Origin of the sequence: Nocardia brasiliensis (assembly GCF_042691675.1) — a bacterium.
In the GTDB taxonomy this organism is placed as follows: Bacteria; Actinomycetota; Actinomycetes; order Mycobacteriales; family Mycobacteriaceae; genus Nocardia; species Nocardia brasiliensis_D.
In genome coordinates this window covers 6,282,956-6,306,330 of record NZ_CP170507.1, presented here as the reverse complement: position 1 = coordinate 6,306,330, position 23,375 = coordinate 6,282,956, and the positions used below count along the sequence as shown (strand labels likewise).

At 67.7% G+C, this 23,375-nt stretch carries 22 protein-coding genes and 1 riboswitch; of the genes, 12 read left to right on the top strand and 10 right to left on the bottom strand.

Going from position 1 to position 23,375, the window contains the following annotated elements:
* Positions 1-47 precede the first annotated feature (47 nt).
* From thiL to ACFK0J_RS29045, 4 genes are read left to right on the top strand one after another with little or no spacing between them, the layout of a single operon-like run.
* Entirely contained in the window at positions 48-1,124 is a 1,077-nt protein-coding gene (thiL, locus tag ACFK0J_RS29060) for a thiamine-phosphate kinase (RefSeq protein WP_378732669.1), read from the top strand.
* An 11-nt stretch (positions 1,125-1,135) separates the two neighbouring features.
* Positions 1,136-1,819, top strand: a complete 684-nt coding sequence (locus ACFK0J_RS29055; RefSeq protein ID WP_378732667.1) for a uracil-DNA glycosylase — start codon at positions 1,136-1,138, stop codon at positions 1,817-1,819.
* 52 nt (positions 1,820-1,871) lie between these two features.
* On the top strand, positions 1,872-2,147 hold the full coding sequence (locus tag ACFK0J_RS29050) for a hypothetical protein (RefSeq protein ID WP_218470640.1): 276 nt from the start codon (positions 1,872-1,874) through the stop codon (positions 2,145-2,147).
* A gap of 59 nt (positions 2,148-2,206) precedes the next feature.
* On the top strand, positions 2,207-3,130 hold the full coding sequence (locus ACFK0J_RS29045; RefSeq protein ID WP_378732665.1) for an alpha/beta fold hydrolase: 924 nt from the start codon (positions 2,207-2,209) through the stop codon (positions 3,128-3,130).
* On the opposite strand, the gene ACFK0J_RS29040 is transcribed toward ACFK0J_RS29045, so the two are convergent.
* From ACFK0J_RS29040 to rpmB, 3 genes are all read right to left on the bottom strand, one after another.
* Positions 3,121-3,900 carry an enoyl-CoA hydratase/isomerase family protein gene (locus ACFK0J_RS29040; protein WP_378732663.1) on the bottom strand — a complete coding sequence of 260 codons (780 nt, stop codon included), beginning with the start codon at positions 3,898-3,900 and terminating at the stop codon, positions 3,121-3,123. The genes ACFK0J_RS29045 and ACFK0J_RS29040 overlap by 10 nt on opposite strands.
* Positions 3,901-4,018: 118 nt before the next feature.
* Positions 4,019-4,522 carry a GNAT family N-acetyltransferase gene (locus ACFK0J_RS29035; protein WP_378732661.1) on the bottom strand — a complete coding sequence of 168 codons (504 nt, stop codon included), beginning with the start codon at positions 4,520-4,522 and terminating at the stop codon, positions 4,019-4,021.
* Positions 4,523-4,616: 94 nt separating this feature from the next.
* The gene (rpmB, locus tag ACFK0J_RS29030; RefSeq protein WP_039799620.1) at positions 4,617-4,808 is read right to left on the bottom strand and encodes a 50S ribosomal protein L28; all 192 of its coding nucleotides are present in this window, start codon (positions 4,806-4,808) and stop codon (positions 4,617-4,619) included.
* A gap of 357 nt (positions 4,809-5,165) precedes the next feature.
* On the opposite strand from rpmB, the gene ACFK0J_RS29025 reads away from it, so the two are divergent.
* Both ACFK0J_RS29025 and recG read left to right on the top strand, forming a co-directional pair.
* Positions 5,166-6,803, top strand: coding sequence for a DAK2 domain-containing protein (locus tag ACFK0J_RS29025; RefSeq protein ID WP_378743129.1), 1,638 nt, complete (start codon positions 5,166-5,168; stop codon positions 6,801-6,803).
* Positions 6,804-9,086: an ATP-dependent DNA helicase RecG gene (gene recG, locus ACFK0J_RS29020; RefSeq protein ID WP_378732659.1), complete on the top strand. Its 2,283-nt coding sequence runs from the start codon at positions 6,804-6,806 to the stop codon at positions 9,084-9,086.
* A 21-nt stretch (positions 9,087-9,107) separates the two neighbouring features.
* Here recG and ACFK0J_RS29015 read toward each other — a convergent pair whose 3' ends face one another.
* Together ACFK0J_RS29015 and ACFK0J_RS29010 are read right to left on the bottom strand one after the other, a co-directional pair.
* Positions 9,108-9,512, bottom strand: a complete 405-nt coding sequence (locus ACFK0J_RS29015) for a nuclear transport factor 2 family protein (RefSeq protein ID WP_378732657.1) — start codon at positions 9,510-9,512, stop codon at positions 9,108-9,110.
* A 109-nt stretch (positions 9,513-9,621) separates the two neighbouring features.
* Positions 9,622-11,091, bottom strand: coding sequence for an MFS transporter (locus tag ACFK0J_RS29010; RefSeq protein WP_378732655.1), 1,470 nt, complete (start codon positions 11,089-11,091; stop codon positions 9,622-9,624).
* A 167-nt stretch (positions 11,092-11,258) separates the two neighbouring features.
* Between ACFK0J_RS29010 and sigJ the strand changes: the two genes are divergently transcribed.
* Positions 11,259-12,194: an RNA polymerase sigma factor SigJ gene (sigJ, locus tag ACFK0J_RS29005; protein WP_378732653.1), complete on the top strand. Its 936-nt coding sequence runs from the start codon at positions 11,259-11,261 to the stop codon at positions 12,192-12,194.
* On the opposite strand, the gene ACFK0J_RS29000 is transcribed toward sigJ, so the two are convergent.
* The gene (locus ACFK0J_RS29000; protein WP_218470632.1) at positions 12,173-13,594 is read right to left on the bottom strand and encodes a short-chain fatty acyl-CoA regulator family protein; all 1,422 of its coding nucleotides are present in this window, start codon (positions 13,592-13,594) and stop codon (positions 12,173-12,175) included. The genes sigJ and ACFK0J_RS29000 overlap by 22 nt on opposite strands.
* A gap of 147 nt (positions 13,595-13,741) precedes the next feature.
* Between ACFK0J_RS29000 and prpD the strand changes: the two genes are divergently transcribed.
* Entirely contained in the window at positions 13,742-15,265 is a 1,524-nt protein-coding gene (prpD, locus tag ACFK0J_RS28995) for a 2-methylcitrate dehydratase PrpD (RefSeq protein ID WP_378732650.1), read from the top strand.
* Between the two features lie 8 nt (positions 15,266-15,273).
* Here prpD and ACFK0J_RS28990 read toward each other — a convergent pair whose 3' ends face one another.
* Complete coding sequence (locus ACFK0J_RS28990; protein ID WP_218470630.1) at positions 15,274-15,447, bottom strand: DUF1737 domain-containing protein; 174 nt, start codon at positions 15,445-15,447, stop codon at positions 15,274-15,276.
* A 26-nt stretch (positions 15,448-15,473) separates the two neighbouring features.
* Between ACFK0J_RS28990 and prpB the strand changes: the two genes are divergently transcribed.
* The 3 genes from prpB to ACFK0J_RS28975 all read left to right on the top strand — a co-directional run bounded on the left by prpB (position 15,474) and on the right by ACFK0J_RS28975 (position 18,059).
* A complete protein-coding gene (gene prpB / locus ACFK0J_RS28985; protein ID WP_378743127.1) occupies positions 15,474-16,460 on the top strand; it encodes a methylisocitrate lyase in 987 nt (328 codons plus the stop codon).
* A 5-nt stretch (positions 16,461-16,465) separates the two neighbouring features.
* Complete coding sequence (locus tag ACFK0J_RS28980; RefSeq protein WP_378732648.1) at positions 16,466-17,590, top strand: bifunctional 2-methylcitrate synthase/citrate synthase; 1,125 nt, start codon at positions 16,466-16,468, stop codon at positions 17,588-17,590.
* A gap of 97 nt (positions 17,591-17,687) precedes the next feature.
* On the top strand, positions 17,688-18,059 hold the full coding sequence (locus tag ACFK0J_RS28975) for an SgcJ/EcaC family oxidoreductase (protein ID WP_378743125.1): 372 nt from the start codon (positions 17,688-17,690) through the stop codon (positions 18,057-18,059).
* A 317-nt stretch (positions 18,060-18,376) separates the two neighbouring features.
* On the opposite strand, the gene ACFK0J_RS28970 is transcribed toward ACFK0J_RS28975, so the two are convergent.
* The 3 genes from ACFK0J_RS28970 to metE form a co-directional block, all read right to left on the bottom strand.
* Positions 18,377-18,907 carry a hypothetical protein gene (locus ACFK0J_RS28970; RefSeq protein WP_378732646.1) on the bottom strand — a complete coding sequence of 177 codons (531 nt, stop codon included), beginning with the start codon at positions 18,905-18,907 and terminating at the stop codon, positions 18,377-18,379.
* Positions 18,904-19,473 (bottom strand): TetR/AcrR family transcriptional regulator, encoded by a 570-nt coding sequence (locus ACFK0J_RS28965; protein WP_378732644.1) that lies wholly within the window; start codon positions 19,471-19,473, stop codon positions 18,904-18,906. Before ACFK0J_RS28965 ends, ACFK0J_RS28970 begins: the two co-directional genes overlap by 4 nt.
* A 110-nt stretch (positions 19,474-19,583) precedes the next feature.
* Positions 19,584-21,854 (bottom strand): 5-methyltetrahydropteroyltriglutamate--homocysteine S-methyltransferase, encoded by a 2,271-nt coding sequence (gene metE / locus ACFK0J_RS28960; protein ID WP_378743123.1) that lies wholly within the window; start codon positions 21,852-21,854, stop codon positions 19,584-19,586.
* A 150-nt stretch (positions 21,855-22,004) separates the two neighbouring features.
* Positions 22,005-22,229, bottom strand: a riboswitch (cobalamin riboswitch).
* 258 nt (positions 22,230-22,487) lie between these two features.
* Here metE and ACFK0J_RS28955 point away from each other — a divergent pair.
* Positions 22,488-23,363 (top strand): glycosyltransferase, encoded by an 876-nt coding sequence (locus tag ACFK0J_RS28955; RefSeq protein ID WP_378732642.1) that lies wholly within the window; start codon positions 22,488-22,490, stop codon positions 23,361-23,363.
* Positions 23,364-23,375: the final 12 nt, after the last annotated feature.

Below are 23,375 nucleotides of genomic sequence, written 5' to 3'. Positions count from 1 at the left end.
CGCGCCTGAAAGGACCGGTCATCAGCGAGAGCACGGGGCCGAGGACGGTGCGTGAGCTGGGGGAGTTCGCGCTGATCGATCGGATCAACAGCGGCCGGGTGCAAACACCCGGCGTGTTGCTCGGCCCGGGCGACGACGCCGCGCTGGTCGCCGCGCCCGACGGCCGATTCGTGGTCACCACCGACATGCTGGTGCAGGACCGGCATTTCCGTCTGGACTGGTCCAGCCCCCAGGACATCGGCCGCAAGGCGATCGCGCAGAACGCGGCCGACGTGGTCGCGATGGGCGCGGTACCGTCCGCCTTCGTGGTGGCGCTCGGCTGCCCGGCCGACACCCCGCTCGACGTGGTCGACGGGTTGGCCGACGGGATGTGGGCCGAAGCGGCCCGCGCCGGAGCTTCCATCGCGGGTGGTGACCTGGTCCGCAGCCGCGACATCGTCATCTCGGTGACCGCCTTCGGTGACCTGCGTGGCCGCGCCGCCATCACCAGAGCCGGTGCGCGGGTGGGGGATACGGTCGCCGTCGCGGGCCGTCTCGGCTGGTCGGCCGCCGGTCTTGCCATCCTGACCGCCGGTGCCGAATCCGACGACTTCGCCGAAGCGCTTGCCGCGCACCGTGTCCCGCAGCCGCCCTACGCGGCGGTGCTCAATGCGCTGAGTGGCACAACAGCGGCCGAGACACCGGATTCCACAGTGGCGGATGCCGATGGCAACGCGCCTCACCAGCGGCCGAGTTCTGTCGGTGCGTCCGATCGGGCGCAAGACGATTTCGGACCGAACGCACTGACGGACGTGTCCGACGGCCTGCTCGCCGACCTCGGCCATATCGCCGCGTCCTCCGAGGTCGCCATCGATCTGGATTCGGCCGCGCTCCGTGACAACGCCCTCGACCGAATCGCCGCACGCCTGGATGCCGATGCGACGCAATGGATTCTGACCGGTGGCGAGGATCACGCGTTCGTCGGTACCTGGTCGCCCGGATGTGCGCTGCCCGCGGGCTGGGTGCCGATCGGGCGCGTGTCGGCCGGTCACGGCGTCACGGTCGACGGCGCGCCGCGGCCGGGCAGCGCCGGCTGGGAATCGTTCGGTGGGGTGGACTCGGCGGTTGCGGGCGAACCACGCTAAGTTGTGCGGTCATGGGCGCGAAACCACTGTCGGAAATCATGGATCCGGGATGGGCGAAGGCACTCGAGTCGGTGGCGGATCGGATTTCCGCCATGGGTGAGTTCCTGCGGGAAGAGAACGCGGCGGGCCGCGGGTACCTACCGGCCGGAGAGAACGTGCTGCGCGCCTTCCAGCGCCCCTTCGACGCGGTCCGCGTGCTGGTCGTCGGCCAGGACCCCTACCCGACCCCCGGCCACGCAATGGGCCTGAGTTTCTCTGTCGCACCGGATGTTTCGCCGGTTCCGCGCAGTCTGGCGAACATCTTCGCCGAATACACCAAGGATCTCGGTCATCCGACGCCGTCCTGCGGCGACCTGACCCCGTGGTCCGATCAGGGCGTGCTGATGCTGAACAGGGTGTTGACGGTAACGCCCGGACAGCCCGCCTCGCACCGCGGCAAGGGCTGGGAGGCGGTGACCGAGCAGGCGATTCGCGCGCTGGTGGCGCGGGACGAGCCGCTGGTCGCGATCCTCTGGGGCCGCGACGCGGCGACCCTCAAACCCACCTTGGTCGCGGCCGAGGTGCCCTACATCGAGTCCGCGCATCCCTCGCCGCTGTCGGCGTCGCGCGGCTTCTTCGGTTCCCGTCCGTTCTCCCGAGTGAACGAACTGCTCGACGAACTGGGCGCCGAACCCGTTGACTGGCGCCTGCCCTGAGCAGGCGTCTGTGTGTGATCTACCGAGATTGAATCGAGTGAGGAGCTTTTCCATGCCCAACACCACCGTTCGAGGCGCGCTGCGCAGCACCACCGCCACCCTGGCCTTCTGCGCTGCCCTGGCCGGCGGCGCCGCGACCGCGAGTGCGGCGGGTCTGCCGCTGGAGCAGGCCACGGACACCACGGCGCAGGCCGCCGACACCGCCTCGACGCCGATCGGCGAGGAGTTCACCTCCAACGGTTCCTCCACCATCTCCTCCTCGGTCAACGCCAAGGTCGCCTGCCTGCTGCAGCGCACCCTCAGCGCTTCGGGCAAGTGGGACTGCTGACCCAGCCGTTCGGGAGGCTCGCCCGCGAACCATAACCGGTTCTATGCGATCCTCGGTTCGTGAGTAATGCGAACAAACTTCTCGAGCCCGCACCACTTCGGCTGCGCGGTTCGGGTGGGATCGAGCTGGCCGCAGACCAGTTCGGCCCGGCCGACGGTCCGCTCGTCGTCTTTTTGCATGGCGGCGGGCAGACCAGGCACTCGTGGAAACAGACCGGTGCGAAGCTGGCCGCGTCCGGCATGCGGGTGGTCACCCTGGACGCCCGCGGGCACGGCGACAGCGCGTGGTCCGAAGACGGCGACTACCGGCGCGACACCATGGTGGCGGACCTGCTGCTCGTGCTCGAACAGCTCGGTGCGCCCGCCGTCGTGGTCGGGGCGAGCATGGGCGGCATCACCGGCCTGCTCGCCACCGCCGCCCCCGGCGGCGCGGCGATCAGCGCGCTGGTACTCGTCGACATCGTCACCAGGCCGGAGCGGGCCGGTATCGAGCGGGTGATCGACTTTCTCGGCAAGCACCGCAACGGTTTCGACAATCTGGAGCAGGTGGCCGATGCCGTCGCCGAGTACCTGCCGCACCGGCCGCGTCCGGCCAACACCGACGGTCTGTTGCGCAATCTGCGGCAGCGCGACGGCCGCTGGTACTGGCATTGGGACCCGGACATGCTGGCCCACCGCGCCGAGGACCCGTCGGCGATGACCGAACAGATGGAAGCGGCCGCGCGGAAATTGACGATCCCGGTGCTGCTGGTGCGCGGGATGCGCTCGGATGTGGTGAGTTCCGAAGGCGCGGCGGCGTTTCAGGAGTTGGTCCCGCACGTGCAGCTGGTCGAGATCGGCGGTGCGGCGCACACCGCGGCCGGGGACGACAACGACTCCTTCACCGACGCGGTGGCGAAGTTCTGTTCCGCCTCTCCGCGTATTCAGGCCAGATCAGGTGCCGCGACTGTGGCGTTGGCGGCCGACGGTCGGCATTACGCGTAATTCGGCTTTCGCTTCTCGACGAATGCGTCGACGCCCTCGCGGCCGGTCGGGCTGTTGGCCGCGGCGGCGATGGCGTCTCGTTCGCGGTCGAGCTGATCGCCGAGCGATGACGAAGCCGATTGCGCCAGTAGCGTTTTGATGCCGGCGTAGGTGGAACGCGGTCCGGTGGCCAGGGTTCGGGCCAGCTTCAGCGCCTCGGCCCGCACCTCTTCGTCGGCCACCAGCCGACTGAGGATGCCCAGCCGCACCGCCTCCTCGGCGTCCAAAACAGCGTCGGTGAGCAGGATTTCGCGGGCTCGGCCGAGTCCGACGATGCGTGGCAGCGTCCAGGACATGCCGCCGTCGGGGCTCAAGCCGATGCCCGGATAGGCCGGGCGCAGCTTGGTGCTGGGCCCGCCGATCGCGATGTCGGCGGCACAGACCAGGCTCATCCCGGCGCCCGCCGCCCAGCCGTGTACGCCGACCACGACCGGAACGGTGGTCGCGTCGAGTGCGCGCACGAAATGGTGCAGATCTGTTGCCAGGCTGTAGATGTGGGCGGCGCGATCCGAGGCCGCAGCGAAGCCGCGCACATTGCCGCCCGCGCAGAAGTTCGTGCCGGTTCCCCGCAACAGCACGGCGCCGACCTCGGAGCTGAGCGAGCGCAGCGCGGCTGTGCCCGCGACGATCCCGCCGAAATCCATGGACGTGCCGTTGGCGGCGGTCGCGATGGTGATCTGTAGAACGCCGTCGACAGTGCTGACGTACCCGGCTTGCTCGGTGGAGGTCATGATCAGCACTTTATGGCCTACGGATACTGCTGATCCAGGGGAGTGCGCATCTGGGGGTTCGTTGCGGCCGGTTCTTCGTCCTCGGCGAGAGCCCTCCAGTGCAGGGTGGCCTCGGATCTCACCAGTCGCCTGGCTCCCGCACCATCCGAACCTCGATCGACGGCGTGAACGCCTCGACCCTTCGGGTGCCGTCCAATGCGAACCCATGTTTGCGGTAGAAGGCCAGGGCGCGCGGATTCTCCTCGAAGACCCACAGCGAGTACGCCACCGTCGGATCGAGCGCGGCGCGCAGCAGATCGTGCGCGAGGCCTGTGCCATACCAGGGCGAACGGACGTACAGCGCATACAACTGCAGCGGTGGCACCGGTGGGTCGTCGAGGGTCGGGCCCGCTCCGGCGAAGCCGATCACCTCGTCGCCGACGAGCGCCACCTGTATCCGGCCCGGGTACTCGACACGGTTGCGCTCGTATTGCGCCGCACGCCGCTCGACATCGAAGGCGTCGAGCACGTGCGCGGGCACCAACTCGCGATAGGCCTCACGCCAGCAGTCGATGTGGCACTCGGCAAGGCGGTGGGTGTGCTCGGCGGCAAGTGGGGCGATGCGCCACCCGGGCTCGGTCATACCCACGATTTTCGCCCATCGACGACTACGCCCCGGACCACCCGTGAGGGTGCCGGGGCGTGCGTCGGTCTCGTACCGGTCAGCCGGGGCTGAATCAGCCGCGGGCGACCTTGCCTGCCTTGAGGCAGGAGGTGCACACGTTCATGCGGCGGGTGTTACCCGGCGCAACCTGGGCGCGAACGGTCTGGATGTTCGGGTTCCAGCGACGGTTGGTGCGCCGGTGCGAGTGCGAGACCGACTTCCCGAAGCCGGGGCCCTTGGCGCAGACGTCGCAGACGGCAGCCATAGTCGCGAACTCCTTCATGTCATGTGGAGGACCGCCGCCCGCGGGCAGCATGTCCGGAAACAATGTATTGACGTACCCCTGCCGACTGACATCGGCCAGCGCAAACCGGCAACGGCCACGCGAGGCAACCCTGCAAGGGTAGCTGGACGGCCCCGGATCCACCAAACCGGGTGGGTTCGGACGTTGCCGGAACACGTGGTGGGTACCCACTGTATGTCGGTATCGCCCGCTAATCTTGCGGGCGGCGGGTGCCACGGCGATGACCCGCGGGCGGCAGCTTGCGTAACCACGGCGGGACCGGGAACGCCGCAAGTGAACTACAGAGAAGGGGTGACGGTGCCCGGAGTGCGGGATGTGATGGACGGCACTGCGCTGCTGCGCTGGGGCCGAACCTGCCTCGACGGCCTGGAAAACCGGCGCGAGGAGATCAACGCACTCAACGTCTTCCCCATCCCGGACGCGGATACCGGCACCAACCTGCTGGCCACGATGCGCGCCGCGATGGACGCCGCCGACGCGAAAGCGAGCGCCACGGTGTCGGCGCACGACGTCGCCGCCGCGATGGCGCACGGTGCGACCGTCGGCGCCCGGGGCAACTCCGGCATCATCCTGTCCCAGGTCCTGCGCGGCATCGCCGAGGCGGTCCGGACCGAACCGCTGTCGGCCGTCACCCTGCGTGATGCCCTGAACCGGGCCTCGGTGCTGGTCCGCGAGGCATTGAGCGTGCCGATCGAGGGCACCATCCTCACCGTCCTCGACTGTGCGGCCGCCAGCGCCGACGCCTGCCCGGATACTTCGCTCGCCGACGTGGCGCTCGCCGCGGCCGACGGTGCCGCCAAGGCGCTCGGTGACACCCCGTCCCAGCTGGGCGTGCTGCGCGACGCGGGTGTCGTCGACGCGGGTGCGCGCGGACTCGTCGTGCTCCTGGACAGCCTGGTCTCGGTGACGCTCGGCGAGATTCCGGCCAGACCGGAATACGCCCCGAGCGAACCGGTCACCGTGCGCGCCGCGGAGCCCAGCGACGGTGAAACCGATTCGGCAGCACCGCAATACGAGGTGATGTACCTGCTCGCCGAGACCGACCTCGAGCAGCTGACGCGGTTGCGCGCCCGCCTCACCGAGCTCGGCGACTCGGTAGTGGTGGTCGGCGACGGGAACGGTTCCTGGTCGGCCCACGTGCATTGCGCGGACGCGGGCGCGGCTGTGGAAGCCGGAATCGCCGCGGGGCAGCTCAGTGGAATCCGCATCGAGAGCTTCGCGACAACCCTGCACGACATGTCATCGGGGCATCTTGTCACCCACACGACCATGGACTCGGCGAAGGAAACCAATGGACCCGCCGATCGCGGGATCCTGGCGGTGGCGGCCGGTGACGGTGCTGCCGCGCTGTTCGAGGACGCCGGGGCGGTGGTGCTCGGCGGTGACGGCGCCGTGACGGCCGCCGCGCTGCTCGCCGCGATTCGCGCGATGCCGAATCGCGAGGTACTGGTCCTACCCAACGGCGCGCTGCCCGCGCACGACCTGGTCGCGGTCGGTGTGGCCGCGCGTGACGCGCACCGCGACGTGCTGCTGCTGCCGAGCGCGTCCATGGTGCAGGGGCTCGCGGCGCTCGCCGTGCACGATCGCGGCCGGATCGCCGTCGACGACGCCTTCGCCATGTCGGAGGCGGCCGCGACCACCCGGTGGGGTTCGCTGCGCGCCGCGCAAGAGCGCGCGCTCACCATGGTGGGAACATGCGAAGCGGGCGATGGGCTCGGCTTGGTCGGCCACGATGTGGTGGTGATCGACCATGATGTGCGCGCGGCGGGTTTGACGCTGCTCGATCGGATGCTCGCCTTCGGCGGTGAGCTGGTCACCCTACTGATGGGTGCGGCGGCCCCGGACGGCCTGGCCGACGACCTCGCCGCGCACATCGGCGAAAGCTTTCCCGGCGTGGAGGTCACCGTGTATTCCGGTGGGCAGCACGGTGATCTGGTGCAGATCGGAGTGGAGTAGATGGCGACCCTGAGTGATCGGCTCGACCATGTTCTCGGTGTGAAGGCGGCGGGCTCGCTGGTCGACGCGTTCGACATGCACACGGTGGAGGACCTGCTCCGGCACTATCCGTTGCGCTACGCGACCCAGGGGCAGCCGCTCACCGAGGAGGAGCCGGAAGACGGTTCGCACATCACCGTGATCGGCCGGATCACCAAGGCCGAGCTGCGGCCGATGCGCAACCGCCGCGGTTCGCTGCTGAAGGTGGTGCTGGATACCGGTTCCGGCTCCGGGCGCGGCGTCGACGTCACCTTCTTCAATGGCGACAAGGTGAAATACGTTGTCCGCGAGGGGCTTCGGGCGATGATGTCGGGCACGGTGAACTACTGGCGGCCCGGCCAATGGAACCTGAGCCATCCGGGCTATCTGATCCTGCCCGAAGCCGACGACGAGTCGGTCGGCACGATGACCACCGTGCGCGGCGGCGGTGACCTGCGCGGCTTGGCGCAGAGCGCCAAAGGTGCCGGGGGAGTGGACACTTCGTTCATGGAACGCGAGTTCATCCCGGTGTACCCGGCCACCGCGAAGGTGCAGAGCTGGGACGTACTCGCCTGCGTCCGACAGGTGCTCGATCAGCTTGATCCGATCGACGACCCGCTGCCGGACGAGATCCGGAACGACCGGGCCCTGATGAAGATCTCCGACGCGTTGCGCCTGATCCACCTGCCGGAGCGCAAGTCCGACATCGACCAGGCCAGCGAGCGGCTGCGTTTCGACGAGGCACTGGCCTTGCAGCTCGTGCTCGCCGAACGCCGCCACGAAGTGTCCGGTCGCGCCGCCCGTCCGTGTCCGCCGCGCCCGGACGGCATTGCCGCCGAGTTCCAACAGCGGCTGCCGTTCGAGCTGACCGCCGGCCAACAGCAGGTGATCGCGGAGATCTCCGCGGACATGTCGCGCAGCCATCCGATGCACCGGTTGTTGCAGGGCGAAGTGGGCTCGGGCAAGACCATCGTCGCGTTGCAGGCGATGTTGCAGATCGTCGACGCGGGCCAGCAGTGCGCCTTGCTCGCGCCGACCGAAGTGCTTGCCGCCCAGCACTATCGGTCGCTGCGCGGCATGCTCGGTGATCTCGGTAGCGGCGGGGAGCTCGGCGCCGCCGAACACGCGACGAAGGTCGTGCTGGTCACCGGTTCGATGTCGGCCGCGACCAAGAAGGCCGCGCTGCTGGCGGCGATGACCGGCGAGGCGGGCATCGTGATCGGCACGCACGCGTTGATCCAGGACAATGTCGAGTTCTTCGACCTCGGCATGGTGGTCGTCGACGAACAGCACCGCTTCGGTGTCGAACAGCGGGATGCGCTGCGTGCCAAGGCGAAAGCCGGGACCAGCCCGCATCTGCTGGTGATGACCGCGACACCGATCCCGCGCACCATCGCGATGACCACCCTCGGCGATCTGGAGACCTCCACGCTCACCGAACTGCCGCGAGGCCGTTCCCCGATCACCTCCAAAGTCGTTCCGCGCAGGCAGCATCCGAATTGGGTCGACCGCGCCTGGGAGCGCATCGTGGAAGAGGTCAAGGCCGGTCGGCAGGCCTACGTGGTGTGCTCCCGGATCGGTGACGACGAGGAGGGCTCCGGCAAGCCCCGCAACGGCAAGGCGAAGGCCGCCGAACCCGAAAAGGAAGGCCCGACAACGCAGGCCGCGCTCGACGTCTTCGAGATGTTGCGTAACGGGCCGCTGTCCGAAGTGCGGGTCGGCCTGCTGCACGGCAGGCTGCCCGCGGACGAAAAAGATCAGGTGATGCGCGCGTTCAACGACGGCTCGGTCGACGTGCTGGTGTGCACCACCGTGGTCGAGGTCGGCGTGGACGTGCCGAACGCGACCGTCATGGTGATCGTCGACGCGGACCGCTTCGGCGTCAGCCAGCTGCATCAGCTGCGCGGCCGGATCGGCCGCGGCAAGCATCCAGGACTGTGCCTGTTGATCACCGATGCCGCGCCGGGCGGCTCGGCGATGGCGCGGCTGGACGCGGTCGCCGCCACCACCGACGGCTTCGAACTCGCCGTGCTCGATCTGCGCACCCGCCGCGAGGGCGACGTGCTCGGCGCGGCCCAGTCCGGAACGGCGCGCTCGCTGCGCCTGCTCTCGCTGCTCGACGACCTCGAAGTCATCACCGCCGCACAGGAACTCGCTCGCGAGGTGGTCGAAGCCGATCCGGGCCTGAAGAAGCACCCCGGCTTGGCGAGCATGATGCACGCCGCGGTCGACTCCGAGCGCCTGGAGTACCTCGCCAAGTCCTGAATCAGTTGCCCGGCAACCGGATCAGTCGGTCGCGACCGTGGTGATCTGGGTGAGCGCGCACCGCCACCCTCGCTCGGTCTCGACGTAGACGTCCGTCGTCCATTCGTCGGCGTCGAACCGCTTGCCTTGGTAGTGCGCGGTATTGGTGGCCCGCACCGTCAGCACCGCGACGTTCCCGTAGCGCTCGATCCTGGCGTCGCCGACCCGCTGCATCGCCGAATGCGTCAGCTCACCTGAGGCGACGAGGCTCAGGAACTGCTCGGCCGTCCCCACGCCTTTCTCGGAGACCATCACCCAGTCCTCGGTCATGTAGTCGGCGATCCTGGTCGCGTCATTGGCGACGATGGCCGCCATCCAGTCGTCGAGGAGACGCACGAGCTGTTCCCGAAGCGAGCTGTCCGCGGTGGAAGAGTGTGTCGTTGCCATACTTCGCACGGTAGACCTGCGCACCATCGTGGGCTTGGATGAATGGAACACGAGGTGCGACGGACCAAAAGGCCGGGTACCGACTTTCGATACCCGGCCTTCGTTTGCCTCAGGCGACGACTGTTTCAGCAGGTGCCGCGGTAGGCAGCGACACGTCCTCGCCACGCGAGTTGACGGTCCGCCAGCCGATGAAGGCAGCGCCGATCGTGATGAGCCCGCCGATCAACAGCGCGAGCCGGAAACCGGAAGTCATCGCCTCCACGGGTGCGTGACCGACGGTCAACTGCGCCGCGGTGCGTGAAGTGGCCACCGCGGTCAGCACGGCCAGACCGAGCGCTCCGCCGATCTGCTGGCCGGTATTGAGCAGTGCCGCGGCCAGTCCGGCTTGCTCGGCGGGCACGCCCGCGTTCGCCGCGGTGGTGTTGGCGACGAACACCACGCCCATTCCGATCGACATGACCACCATGGCGGGCAGCAGATCGACCAGGTAGGAGCCATCGGTGGGTATCCGCGACAGCCAGATGAGGCCGAGCCCGGAAATCACCGAACCGGCGACGATGAGCGGCCGGGTGCCGGTCTTGGCGATGAACTTCGCTGTCACTCCGGCGACAGCGCCGATGGTGAGGCTGACCGGCAGATAGGCGTTGCCCGCCTGGAATTCCCCGTACCCCAGCACCTCCTGCATATAGAGGGTGACGAAGAAGAACATCGCGAGCATGCCCGCGGCCAGCGTCAGGTGGGTCAGATTGGCCGCCGCGAGACCCCTTATGCGGAAGATCGACAGCGGGACGAGCGGGTCCTTGGTCAACCGCTCATTGATCAGGAAGCCGACCAGCAGTGCCGCGGCCACACCGAGTTGGACAATGGTGCGCGCGTCGCCCCACCCATGTTCCGGAGCCTTCACCAAGCCGTAGACCAGCAGCATCAGACCGCCGGTCGCCAGCGCCGTACCGAAAACATCGAAGCCGCCACGAATCTCGTTGCGCCGGTCGTTGGGCACCAGGAACGGAATGGCGGCCAGCACGAGCACGCTCACCGGGGTGTTGACGTAGAAGACCCAGCGCCACCCCGGCCCTTCGGTCAGCACGCCGCCGAGGAAAACCCCTGCGGCAGAGGCGAGTCCGGCCGTTCCGCCCCACACGCTCAGTGCGGTGGTGCGGTCGGCGCCCTCGCGGAAACTGGTGGTGAGGATCGACAGGGCCGCGGGCAGCATCAGCGCGGCGCCGACGCCCTGGGCGAAGCGCGCGCCGATCAGCAACCCGCTGGTCTCGGCGAGGCCGCCGATGGCCGACGCGGTGCCGACCAGGATCGTCCCGGCGATCAGCACCCGGCGCCGGCCGAGCAGATCGGCCAGCCGGCCGCCGAGCAGCATGAGCCCGCCGTAGGTCAACAGGTAGCCGCTGGTGACCCATTGCAGCGTCGACACCGACAGTCCCAGTTCGTGCTGAATGGTGGGCAGCGCGACATTGACGATCGAACTGTCGACGAAGTCGAGGAAGGCGACCAGACACAGCAGCGCCAGCGTGAGCTTGCCGCGGCGGGTGGTCAGAAACGACGGTGTTTCGGTGGGTGTACGCACTCGATGTCCTCTCTCGGTCCGGACGAGATCTCATCCGTTGCCACCCTGAGACCGCCGGTCCGCGCGAGACGTGACAGTGGGAGAGCCGGATCACATTTCGCGGGCACGTGTCACCTTTTGCGGCCTCGCCCGGCTCTAAGGAAGCAAGATCGGATAGAGGAGGAGTGATGATCGAGATCGTGGACACGGAGGCGACGCGGGTGTTCGCCGACCATCGGGAGCTGATGTTCTCGGTGGTCTACAACATGCTCGGCAGCGTCGCCGACACCGAAGACGTGCTGCAGGACGCGTGGTTGTCCTGGGTATCGCGCAATCGGGCGGCAGGTCCGGAGATCGAGCATCCGCGTGCCTATCTGGTGCGCCTCGCGGTCAACCACGCGCTGGACCGGCGGGCCGCCATCAACCGCAGGCGGGAAACCTACGTCGGTCCCTGGCTGCCCGAGCCGCTGGTCGCCGACGAACCGGAGGCCCGCGACACCGTCGACGCCGCCGAGCCCGCGTTGCGCGCGGAATCGGTCTCGATGGCGATGCTCGTCGTGCTGGAGACGCTGACGCCGCTGGAGCGCGCGGTGTTCGTGCTGCACGAGGTGTTCGGCTACCCGCACGCCGAGATCGCCGAGATGCTCGGTCGCCGCACCACCGCGATCCGGCAGCTCGCGCATCGGGCGCGCGAACACGTCCATGCCCGCAGGCCGCGCCACCAAGCCGACCCACGGGTACAGCGGGAGGTGACGGAGAAGTTCCTGGCGGCTCAGCTCGGCGGCGACCTGGCGGGATTGATGGCGTTGCTGGCACCGGATGTGACGTTCTGGTCCGACGGCGGCGGCAAGCAACGGGCGGCGCTGCGACCGATCCACGGCATCGACAAGGTCGCCAGGCTGATCACCAGTCCCATTGTGCTGAGCCATGTTCCGGACATCGGCGTCGAGTACCGATGGGTGAACGGCGACCCGTCGGCGGTGGTGTTCTCCGGTGACGCGCCGTTCGCGGTCGTCGTGCTCGACATCGATCCGGTCTCCGAGCAGGTCCGGGGGATCTACGCGGTGGCCAATCCGGACAAGCTCACCGGGATCGCGGGGGATCAGCGCCCGACGCGCGGATAGGGCAGGTCGGTGCTGGTGTGCTCGGAGACCGCGAGCGGGCTGCCGATATGCGGGAACGCGCGCTGTGGGCACGACGGCCGTTCGCAGACCTTGCATCCCGCGCCGATCTGCACCGCCGTCGCCGGGTCGTCGAGCTGCAGACCGGCCGAATACACCAGCCGCTCGGCGTATTCGATGTCGCAGCCGAGTCCGATCGCGAAGTTCTTTGTCGCGGTGCCGAATCCGTGCGGCGCGGTCATCGCGGTGCGCGCGACCCACAGATAGCGTCGCCCGTCCGGCATTTCGGCGATCTGGGTGAGGATGCGACCTGGATACGCGAAGGCCTCGTGCACCACCCACAGCGGGCAGCTGCCGCCGACCCGGGAAAAGTGGAAAGCCGTGGCGGACTGGCGTTTCGAGATATTGCCCGCGCGGTCGGTGCGGACGAAGAAGAACGGCACCCCGCGCTGACCCTGCCGTTGCAGGGTGCTGAGCCGGTGGCAGATGGTTTCGAAACCGACCTCGAAGCGCAGGCCGAGCAGGTCGATGTCGTAGTGCAGGTCCTCGGCCGAGCGCAGAAAACGCCCATACGGCAGCACCAGCGCGCCGGCGAAGTAGTTGGCCAGCCCGATCCGCGCCAGCGTGCGGGATTCACCGGTGAGCGAGGGGGTTTCGGCGAGGACGCCGTCCAACTCGGTGCCGTACAGCAGGAACGCGAGAGTGGTCGCGATCTGGAAGGCGCGCTGCCCCGGCCGTAATCGCCTGGCCAGGGTCAGGGTTCGGCTGTCGGGATCGTATTGCCGTTTGGGGATGGACGGATCCGCGCCGTCGCCGCGCACCAGCACGGTGACCCCGGCGCGTTCCTCGGCCACCCTGGCGAGCTGGCGATCCAGCGAGCCGATGGTCAGGCCGGACTGCTCGAACAGCTGCTCGGCGGCGATGTCGAGCTGCGGAATGTGATTGTGGTGGTCGTAGAAGAAGTCCCGCACATCTTCGTAGGGCATCGGCATGCCGGGGGCGCCGGTCGGTGCGGACACCCGAGCGGAGAGCAGATCGAGCTGGTCGGTGGCGGCGCGCAGCCTGCGGTGCATCGCGACGACGATCCTGGCGACCTCGGGTTGTCTGGTGGCCAGTTCCTCCACCTCGGTCAGCGGCGCGGTGTGGCCGCCCGCGGCGTCGATCAGCACCTCGTGCAGGTCCGACACGAGGCGGGCGTCCGAATCCGCGGCGAAGAACTGGACGTCCAGATCGAAGGTGGAGTTGAGCTTCAGCAGTACCGGGATGGTGAGCGGTCGCTGGTCGCGCTCCAGTTGGTTGAGATAGCTGGGCGACAGATCCAGCGACTTCGCCAGAGCCGCCTGGGTGAGCCTGCGCTCTTCGCGTAATCGGCGAAGGCGAGCTCCCGCGTACATCTTCCGCACGGCAAGATCGTAGCCCCGGATCTTCGCAATCATCGCAATATCCGGACTTCTTTCCCGCAGAAATATGCCGCTGCGAGGTATTTTGCGCGAGATCCCAGCTGCGTAGCGTGCGAAGAGAGGTTCTTTCACCGCTGATCTGGAGGACGCATGAAGACACACATCGTACGCGCCCGCCCCGCCGCCGCCGATTTCCCGCGCTCGGAACACCTGGCCACCAAGATTGCCGAAGTCGCCGCCGACCCCGTCGAGGTCACCGCCGAGGTCGCCGAGATGATCGTGAATCGGATCATCGACAACGCGGCCGTCGCGGCGGCGGCATTGACCCGCCGCCCGGTGACCAGCGCCCGCGCCCAGGCACTCGCGCAGCCGTATCGACCGGGACCGGGGCGATCGGGCGCGACGGTGTTCGGGCTGCCCGCGCGACACTGGGTGTCGCCGGAGTGGGCGGCCTGGGCCAACGGAGTCGCGGTGCGCGAGCTCGACTTTCACGACACCTTCCTGGCGGCGGAGTATTCGCACCCCGGCGACAACATCCCGCCCATCCTCGCGGTGGCGCAGCACCTCGGTCGGAGCGGCGCTGACCTGATCCGCGGCCTGGCAACGGGTTACGAGATCCAGATCGACCTGGCGCGCGGAATCTGCTTGCACGAGCACAAGATCGACCACGTCGCGCATCTCGGGCCGTCCGCCGCCGCGGGGATCGGCACGCTGCTCGGGCTCGACACCGAGACGATCTACCAGGCGATCGGCCAGGCGCTGCACACCACCACCGCGACCCGCCAATCGCGCAAGGGCGAGATCTCCAGTTGGAAGGCCTACGCGCCCGCGTTCGCCGGGAAAATGGCGGTCGAGGCGGTGGACCGGGCGATGCGCGGCGAGGGCGCGCCCGCGCCGATCTGGGAAGGCGCCGACGGCGTGATCGCCTGGCTGCTCGGCGGATCGGCCGCCGAATACCGGGTGCCGCTGCCCGGTCCGGGCGAGGCGAAGCGCGCGATTCTGGACAGCTACACCAAAGAGCATTCGGCCGAGTATCAGAGCCAGGCGCCGATCGACCTGGCCCGCCGGATGCGTACGCGCATCGGCGATCTCGACCAGATCGCCTCGGTCGTGCTGCACACCAGCCAGCACACCCATGTAGTGATCGGCACCGGCTCGGGCGACCCGCAGAAGTTCGACCCGCACGCCAGCCGGGAAACCCTCGACCATTCGGTGCCTTACATCTTCGCGGTCGCGTTGCAAGACGGAACTTGGCATCACGAGCGGTCCTACGCCCCCGAACGCGCGCAGCGGCCGGACACCGTCGCGCTGTGGCGCAAAATCTCCACCACCGAGGACCCGGAGTGGACGCGCCGCTATCACGCCACCGACCCGAACGAAAAGGCGTTCGGGGCACGGGCGGTGGTGACGCTGAAGAGCGGCGAGACCATCGTCGACGAGCTCGCCGTTGCCGACGCGCATCCACTCGGCGCGCGCCCGTTCGCCAGGGAGCAGTACATCGCCAAGTTCCGCACGCTCGCCGAAGGCGTACTCGACGCCGCCGAACAGGATCGCTTCCTGGACGCGGCCCAGCGCACGCCGGAACTCGCCGCGGGCGAACTGGATCAGCTGACATTCACCGTGTCGAGTGCCGTGCTGGACCGGGCGCCGCGGACGCCGGAAGGGATTTTCTGATGTCCCCGCTACTCGCCGTCCCAGATCACCGCCTGTGCCGCGATCACCTCGGTGCCGTTGAAGGTCACCGCTGGGGAGCCGTGCAGCCGATAGCCCTGATCGAGCAGAGCGCTGATCCGCTCGCAGAAGGAAGCGTCGTCGACGCCGGTGATCAACCGGTAGCGCAGGGGGCGGTCGTTCATGGCTCCAGCCTAGGGCGGTGGCACCGGTGACGGGTTTGCTGGCCGCCGCGACGAGTGCGGCCGACAAGCGCGCGGCATTTCGCGCGGGACTGACCTCGGGGCAGCTCCAGCGATTGCCGGGTGCGTTCAATCCGCTGGTGGCCAAGCTGGTTCAGGAGATCGGTTTCGAGGGCGTCTATGTTTCGGGTGCGGTGATGTCGGCCGAGCTCGCCCTGCCCGATATCGGGCTGACCACGCTGAGCGAGATCACCGCGCGGGGTCAGCAGATCGCGCGGGTCACCGAGCTGCCGGTACTGATCGACGCCGACACCGGGTTCGGCGAGCCGATGAATGCCGCGCGCACGGTGACGTTGCTGGAGGACGCGGGACTGGCCGGTTGTCATCTCGAAGATCAGGTGAACCCGAAACGTTGCGGCCATCTCGACGGCAAGGCGGTGGTGCCCGTCGGTGAGATGGTCCGTCGGCTGCGCGCCGCGGTGTCGGCGCGGCGGGACCCGAACTTCGTGCTGTGCGCCAGAACTGACGCTCGGGGTACCGAAGGGTTGGCCGCGGCCATCGACCGGGCCAAGGCGTACGCCGACGCAGGAGCCGATCTCATCTTCACCGAGGCGCTGGCCGACGCCGCCGAGTTCGCGAAATTCCGTGCCGCCGTCGATGTTCCGTTGCTCGCCAACATGACCGAGTTCGGTAAATCCGAGCTGCTTTCGGCGCGGACACTGCAGGACCTCGGCTACAACGCCGTGATCTATCCGGTGACAACGCTGCGGCTGGCGATGTACGCCGTGGAGCACGGACTGCGTGAAATCGCCGCGACCGGAACGCAATCCGGGTTGGTTCCGGCGATGCAGCATCGCTCTCGGCTGTACGAGCTCCTGCAGTACCAGCAGTACAACGACTTCGATTCCGGAATCTTCACTTACACCGTGAGCGAGCGTAGCGAGCGAACCAATGACACAGCGCGATTCGCGTACGGCGGAGCCGAGCGCCAGCGAGGCGTAGACGGGAGCGAGTGAGCGACATGACCGAAATCAAGAAAGGGCTGGCGGGGGTGGTGGTCGACACGACGACCATCTCGAAGGTGGTGCCCGAGACCAATTCACTGACCTATCGCGGGTACGCGGTGCAGGATCTCGCGCGGCACTGCACGTTCGAGGAGGTCGCCTACCTGCTCTGGTACGGCGAACTGCCCGACGCGGCGCAACTGGCCCTGCTGTGCCAGCGGGAACGCGCGCAACGCCGCGTCGACCGATCCGTCCTTTCGCTCGTCGAAAAGATGCCTACCTCCTGCCATCCGATGGATGTGGTCCGCACGATCGTCAGCTATCTCGGTGCCGAGGACCCCGAGGAGGATCTGGGTGGCGCCCCCGCGCAGCGTGCGCTGTTGGCCAAGGCGTTACGGCTGACCGCGGTGCTGCCGACGGTCATCGCGGCGGATATGCGTCGTCGGCGCGGCCTCGATCCCATTGCGCCGCACTCACATCTGGGCTTCGCGGAAAACTTCCTGAACATGTGCTTCGGGTCGGTGCCCGACCCGCGTATCGTGCGTGCCTTCGAGGTCTCGCTGATCCTGTACGCGGAGCACAGTTTCAACGCCTCGACCTTCGCGGCGCGGGTGGTCACCTCGACGCAGTCGGACGTGTACAGCGCGATCACCGCCGCCATCGGCGCGTTGAAGGGCCCGCTGCACGGCGGTGCCAATGAAGCCGTCATGCACACGATGCTGGAGATCGGTGCGCCGGAACTGGCCGCGGAATGGTTGCGCGCCAAGCTCGCTCGCAAACAGAAGGTGATGGGTTTCGGGCACCGGGTCTACAAGAACGGTGACTCCAGGGTGCCGACCATGCGGGACGCGCTGGAGCAGGTCGCCGCGGTGACCGGCGGACAGCGGTGGGTGCGCATGTACACCGAACTGGAGCGGGCGATGGCCGAGGCGACCGGCATCAAGCCGAATCTCGACTTCCCGGCGGGCCCGGCCTACTACCTGATGGGCTTCGACATCGAGATGTTCACGCCGATCTTCGTGATGAGTCGGATCACCGGCTGGACCGCGCACATTGTCGAGCAGTCCGCCTCGAATGCGCTGATCCGCCCGCTGTCGGAGTATGTCGGAGTGCCGCAGCGGGAGTTGACTGCCAGCCGCTGAATGTCAAGGCTTTAAAACCGAGCAATTGCTTGGTTGAATCGGGATGGCGGTGCGGACGATGCGGTTCGCCCGCCACCAGGAAAGTGAGGCGATGCCCATGCCAAGCCCCGACGAACTGGTCCGCGACATGTGCCGCAGCTGGTCCGATCCCGATCCCGACCGAATCGCCGCCTTCTTCGCCGAAGACGCCGTCTACCACAACATTCCGACCGAACCCGTGGTCGGCCGCACCGCCATCCGCGACTTCATCGCAGGCTTCCTGACCACCTTCGAGGCCGTCGACTTCGACATTCATCACCAGATCACCTCCGGCAACCTGGTCATGAACGAACGCACCGACACCCTCCGCGGCGCGGGTCACACCATCCCCCTCCCCGTCACCGGCGTCTTCGAAGTAGCGGGTGACACCATCCTCGCCTGGCGCGACTATTTCGACATGGGCGTGATCAACCGAGCCTTCAACCTCTGACCGCCCACCGAACTCGGCGTCGGACCGGATTGGCGGGTATCAGAGGGGAACCGAATCCGGGCTCCGCGCGTCGAAGGTGGATAGGGGCGATTTATGGAGTGATTCAGGACGTCGAGGAGGGGTTGGTATGGATCGTTGTCCGGGGTGTCATACGGCGTGGCGGCGGGGGATGAGCTCGAAATCGCGGAAGCAGCCGGTTATGCGGGCTGCGGAACCCTGCGAGCGGTACACGTCGCGGCGACGGCAGGCGATTCGGCCGGAGCCTGAATCGGAGTGAGGTGGTGACGGTGCCTCCGGCTGGCGTGGGGGCACCGTCTTCAGTGGTCGGTGTCTTCTGCAAGTAGATGTGCGAGAAGGAGTTTGATCAGCAGGACGGGGGCCAACCAGGTCAGTGCGTGGGGAATAGTGAGGATGCTGGTGGCGACGGTAAGTGCTACGGCTGTGGTGCCGAAGGCGATGGCGCGGCGTAGCTCTCGCGGAGCGACGGTGACGAGTACGGCACCGGACAGGGCCAGGATGTAGATGACGGCGGCCGTGAACCAGCCGAAACCGGGGGTGACCCAGGCGAGCAGGAACGGTTGGACGTGGATGGCGACGAATCCGAGGTGGTGCCTGGCGGTTCGCCCCGGTCGATGAAACCAGCGTTTCGCCGCGGTGGTCGCATTGACGACCGCGCCGCCGAAGAGGTCGAAGGCGACGAACGTGACGACGGCGACGCACAGCCAGGACCACTCCGCATCGAGCGCGAGGCCGAAAGCCAGTGCGGCACCGATGAATGCCGTGGCGAAACTCGCCGTCACTTCCCCGCGCGTGGCGTGCGGGGCAATCAATCGATCGGTGAGGTTCATCGGCGGATTCCTTCCACACAGACCTGTGCCACTGGACCGGCCAGCTCCCGCAGCGACACCTGCGGGTCGACCAACGCTTGGACGAGGCAACCCTCGATCGCGCCGATGATCACCGCGGCATGCCGCTCATCGATGCCGGAACGAAGCTCGCCATCGGCCTGCGCCTGCCGCAGCAGATCCGCTATGGCCGAGCGATATTCGCGATACACCGCCGCCATATCGAATGGCGGATCGGCCGCCCACACGTCCAGCAGGACGCGGGCGTGGTCGGGGTGGTCGGCCAGTAGCCCGATCGTCGCGTGCACCAGTCTGGTCAAGCGATCCAGCGCTGTTCCGGTACCCAACTCGGCCAGCACCTGTCCCGAGCGGGCGAGGTAGCTCTCGAAAGCGCCCGCCAGCAACGCATCCCGGCTGTCGAAATACAGATACACACTGCCCTTGGCGATGCCCGCCTCGGCGGCGACATCCTCGACGCGGGTGGCGGAGAAGCCCTTACGCGCGAACACCCGCACCGCGGCAGCCAGGATTTCTTCGCGGCGGGCGGCCCGGTCCACTCTCTTCGGCACGATCCGATTATGAATGACCGGTCAGTCATAATCAATGGCCTGCCCGTCGAACGTCAGCACCCCCTCCGTGGATACGGAGGGGGCGCTGAACGTTGATGATCAGCGTGAGGTCAGCGCACAGCGGCCGCCGCGGCAACCATGTTGCGCAATGACGCTTCCACCTCGGCCCGCCCGCGCGTCTTCAGCCCGCAGTCGGGGTTGACCCACAACCGTTCGGCGGGAACGGCTTTCAGTGCCGCGCGCAGCGAAGTGGTGATCTCCTCCACGCTGGGCACCCGGGGCGAGTGGATGTCGTAGACACCCGGTCCGACGCCGAGGTCGAAGCCCGCCGCATTGAGGTCGTCGAGCACCTCCATCCGCGAGCGCGCCGCCTCGATCGACGTCACGTCGGCGTCCAGCCCGGCGATCGCGTCGATCACCTCGCCGAACTCCGAGTAGCACAGGTGGGTGTGCACCTGGGTGGCGTCCGAGACGCCCGAGGTGGCGAGCCGGAACGCCTGCACCGACCAGTCGAGGTAGGCCTGCTGATCGGTCTTGCGCAGCGGCAGCAGTTCACGCAGTGCCGGTTCGTCGACCTGGATGATCCGGATGCCCGCGGCCTGCAGGTCGACCGTCTCGTCCCGGATCGCCAGCGCCACCTGCCGCGCCGAATCGCCGAGCGGCTGGTCGTCGCGAACGAACGACCAGGCCAGGATGGTCACCGGTCCGGTGAGCATGCCCTTGACCGGCTTGTCGGTGAGCGACTGGGCGTAGCTGATCCAATCGACGGTCATCGGCGTCCGCCGCGCCACATCGCCGAACAGGATCGGCGGTCGCACGCAACGGGTGCCGTAGGACTGCACCCAGCCCTGCTCGGTGGCGGCGAAGCCGTCGAGCTGTTCGGCGAAATACTGCACCATGTCGTTGCGCTCCGGCTCGCCGTGCACGAGCACGTCCAAGCCCAGCTTCTCCTGCAGCGCAATGACATCGGCGACTTCCGCGCGCATCCGGCGGACGTATTCGGCCTGGTCGATCTCGCCCTTGCGCAGCGCCGCCCTGGCCAGCCGGATCGCCGAGGTCTGCGGATACGAGCCGATGGTCGTGGTCGGCAGCGGCGGCAAGTGCAGCCGATCCTGTTGCAGCACCCGGCGTTGCTCGGCGGGCGCGCGCCGGAACGCGTCCGGACCGAGCGTGGCCAGCCTGGCCCGCACCTGCGCATCATTGAGCCGAGGATCGGCCTGCCGTGCCGCCAAGGCGGCACGCACCTCGGCCAATTCGGCATTGATCGCCTCCGGTCCCGCGGTCAGTCCGGTTGCCAGCAGCCGGACCTCGGCCACCTTCTCGGTGCCGAACGCCAGCCACGATCGCAGCCGCTCGTCCAGCCCGGTCTCCGCGGCCAGCGTGTACGGCACGTGCAGCAGCGAGCAGGAGGTCGAAACCGCTACCGACGCGGCGCAACCCAGCAGCGTGCCCAGCGTGGACAGCACGCGATCGAGGTCGGCGCGCCACACATTGCGTCCGTCGACCACACCGGCCACCAGCAGCTTGCCCGCCAGCGCCGGTACGGCGGCGACATCGGAAACGCCGGCGCCGGAGGTGAAGTCGAGCGCCACGCCCTCGACGTCGGTGCTCGCCAGCGCGGTCAGTGCGGCGTCGGGATGGCCGAAGTAGGTCGCGACCAGGATCGCCGGGCGCTCCGATGCGGCGGACAGCTCGGTGTAAGTGCTTCGTACCAGGTCGATTTCGGCGTCGGTGAGATCGGTGACCAGCACCGGCTCATCGATCTGCACCCATTCGATCCCGGTCTCGGCCAGCAGCCGGAGCAACTCCCGATACAGCGGCACCAACTCGGCGAGCCGGTCCAGCGCCGCACCACCGGTGGCCTTGGCGAGTTTCAGGAAGGTGATCGGACCGACCACCACCGGCCGGGCGGGCACGCCGAGCGCGAGCGCCTCGCGTACCTCGTGCAGCAGCTTCTCCGGATGCAGCGAGAACTCGGTGTCCGCGCCGATTTCCGGTACCAGGTAGTGATAGTTGGTGTCGAACCACTTGGTCATCTCCAGTGGTTCCACGGTGTCGGTACCGCGGGCGGCGGCGAAGTACCGGTCCAGTGGATCGGCGATACCGGCCACCCGCTGCGGCAGTGCGCCGAGCAGCAGGGCAGTGTCGAGCACCTGGTCGTAGTACGAGAAGGTGCCAACGGGTATCGAATCCAGGCCCGCCGCTCGCAGTTCGGCGAATTGGGCGTGCCGCAGGTCGCGCGCCACGGCGTGCAGCTGTTCGGCGCCGATCTTGCCTGCCCAGTAGGCCTCGGTGGCCCGCTTGAGCTCGCGCCGCGGTCCGACTCTAGGTAGCCCGAGAACCGTTGCGGTGAACGGTGTCTGATGTACAACAGTCACGATGTCTCTCCAGTGCTGGGGTCGTGAGCCCTCGCCTTACGGGCTTTCGCGGGCTACCGGATGAGACGTCGGAGCATCCTGCCAAGGAGCCCCGACATATCAGTACTGGTAGAACCGCGCGCCCAGATCCACGAGGCGGTGGCCGCCGGATACGGCGTATCCGACACGGCTGGCAGGTCTTCGGACTCACAGGCACCGGCCTTGGCGGCCTGCTCCGGCACGGGCCGGAGCTTTCCTACTGGCCGTCGCTTCCCGGGTGTTGCGCCCAGTGCGTGTGACGGCGGTCGTTCCTGCTCACCGCTGCGGGACAGTCCCGGATTCCCACCGGGTTCCCTCTCGTTCGTCCGCCCTTTCGGGGCCGACGAACTCGACTCCGCTGCGCGACGACGGGGCTCCATCTCGTACGCGCACCGGTGAACCAGCTGCACCTACGAGCATAGGACGCCAGGCGCCGGACCGGTGCGACCGGGCGGGCGTGCCGTTGGCTGCCATCATTTTTCGATCAGCGGTTGATCATTCGTCCAGGTCTGTGAGGAAGCCCACGGAAGTGGGGTGTTCCCCAAATTTCTCAGTTTCGCTTAAGGTTGTGCCCTCGGGGGGAGGGCTCCCGCGTGGGGATCGATTGCAGGAGAGCTTGTGGTAACTGAACGGTCGGTCTCGATCGTCATTCCAACGTACATCGGGACGGCCGAAGGCCGGGATCTGCTCGATGTGCAACTCGACGCGTTGACGCGTCAAGATTATTCGGGCGAATTCGATGTCGTCATTGCCGACAACGGTTCTCCCATCGAGGTGAAAAGCCATATCGAGAATCATCCGCTGCGAGATCGCCTGACCCTCCATTATGTCGACGCGTCCGGGACCTCCGGTGCCGCGTTCGCGCGAAACGTCGGCGCGGACAACGCGACGGGCGAGATTTTGCTGTTCTGCGATCACGACGACCGCGTGTACCCCCATTGGATCAGCCGCATGGTCGCCTTCCTCGATGAGGGCTACGATCTGATTTGCTCTGCCGTCGAAGGTGATTCACTCAATGCCGACAATCCGCGACACGTCGCGAACATCCCCGCTCCGGACAAATTCCAGCCGGTGGGCGTTTACGCCCCCGTGATCGTCGGGACGAGCATGGCGTGCCGCGCGGAGGTCTACCGGAAGCTCGGCGGGCAGGACGTCAGCTACGCCGCCAACGAGGACCTCGAATTCGGCTGGCGCGCGCACCGCGAGGGATATCGCCTCGGGTATCTGGCCGAGGCACTCGTCGCCTACCGATACCGCCAGGGTTTCCGCCCCGGCTATCGGCAAGGCCGCAGCCGTGGTATCGGCTTGGCGCGCCTGAATGCCGAATTCCCGAACAATGGTTTGCCGGAAATTCATCTGCCCGAGGTTTTGCTGCGCATGATTCGCCTGCCATTCGCGCGTGGATTGGTCGGTGAGGAACGCGGCCTGATGATCGGCCTTGCCGTCGGCCAGTTCCGCGGCGGGCTCCGGCATCGCACGCTGCACTGGGTGTAAGAGGTCCCTGCA

Coding starts and splice junctions, on each gene's coding strand:
- ACFK0J_RS29055 (WP_378732667.1), top strand. CDS start 1,136: ATGGGCGCGAAACCACTGTCGGAAATCATGGATCCGGGATGGGCGAAG.
- ACFK0J_RS29050 (WP_218470640.1), top strand. CDS start 1,872: ATGCCCAACACCACCGTTCGAGGCGCGCTGCGCAGCACCACCGCCACC.
- ACFK0J_RS29040 (WP_378732663.1), bottom strand. CDS start 3,900: ATGACCTCCACCGAGCAAGCCGGGTACGTCAGCACTGTCGACGGCGTT.
- ACFK0J_RS29035 (WP_378732661.1), bottom strand. CDS start 4,522: ATGACCGAGCCCGGGTGGCGCATCGCCCCACTTGCCGCCGAGCACACC.
- rpmB (WP_039799620.1), bottom strand. CDS start 4,808: ATGGCTGCCGTCTGCGACGTCTGCGCCAAGGGCCCCGGCTTCGGGAAG.
- ACFK0J_RS29025 (WP_378743129.1), top strand. CDS start 5,166: ATGGACGGCACTGCGCTGCTGCGCTGGGGCCGAACCTGCCTCGACGGC.
- recG (WP_378732659.1), top strand. CDS start 6,804: ATGGCGACCCTGAGTGATCGGCTCGACCATGTTCTCGGTGTGAAGGCG.
- ACFK0J_RS29015 (WP_378732657.1), bottom strand. CDS start 9,512: ATGGCAACGACACACTCTTCCACCGCGGACAGCTCGCTTCGGGAACAG.
- sigJ (WP_378732653.1), top strand. CDS start 11,259: ATGATCGAGATCGTGGACACGGAGGCGACGCGGGTGTTCGCCGACCAT.
- prpD (WP_378732650.1), top strand. CDS start 13,742: ATGAAGACACACATCGTACGCGCCCGCCCCGCCGCCGCCGATTTCCCG.
- ACFK0J_RS28990 (WP_218470630.1), bottom strand. CDS start 15,447: ATGAACGACCGCCCCCTGCGCTACCGGTTGATCACCGGCGTCGACGAC.
- ACFK0J_RS28980 (WP_378732648.1), top strand. CDS start 16,466: ATGACCGAAATCAAGAAAGGGCTGGCGGGGGTGGTGGTCGACACGACG.
- ACFK0J_RS28975 (WP_378743125.1), top strand. CDS start 17,688: ATGCCAAGCCCCGACGAACTGGTCCGCGACATGTGCCGCAGCTGGTCC.
- ACFK0J_RS28970 (WP_378732646.1), bottom strand. CDS start 18,907: ATGAACCTCACCGATCGATTGATTGCCCCGCACGCCACGCGCGGGGAA.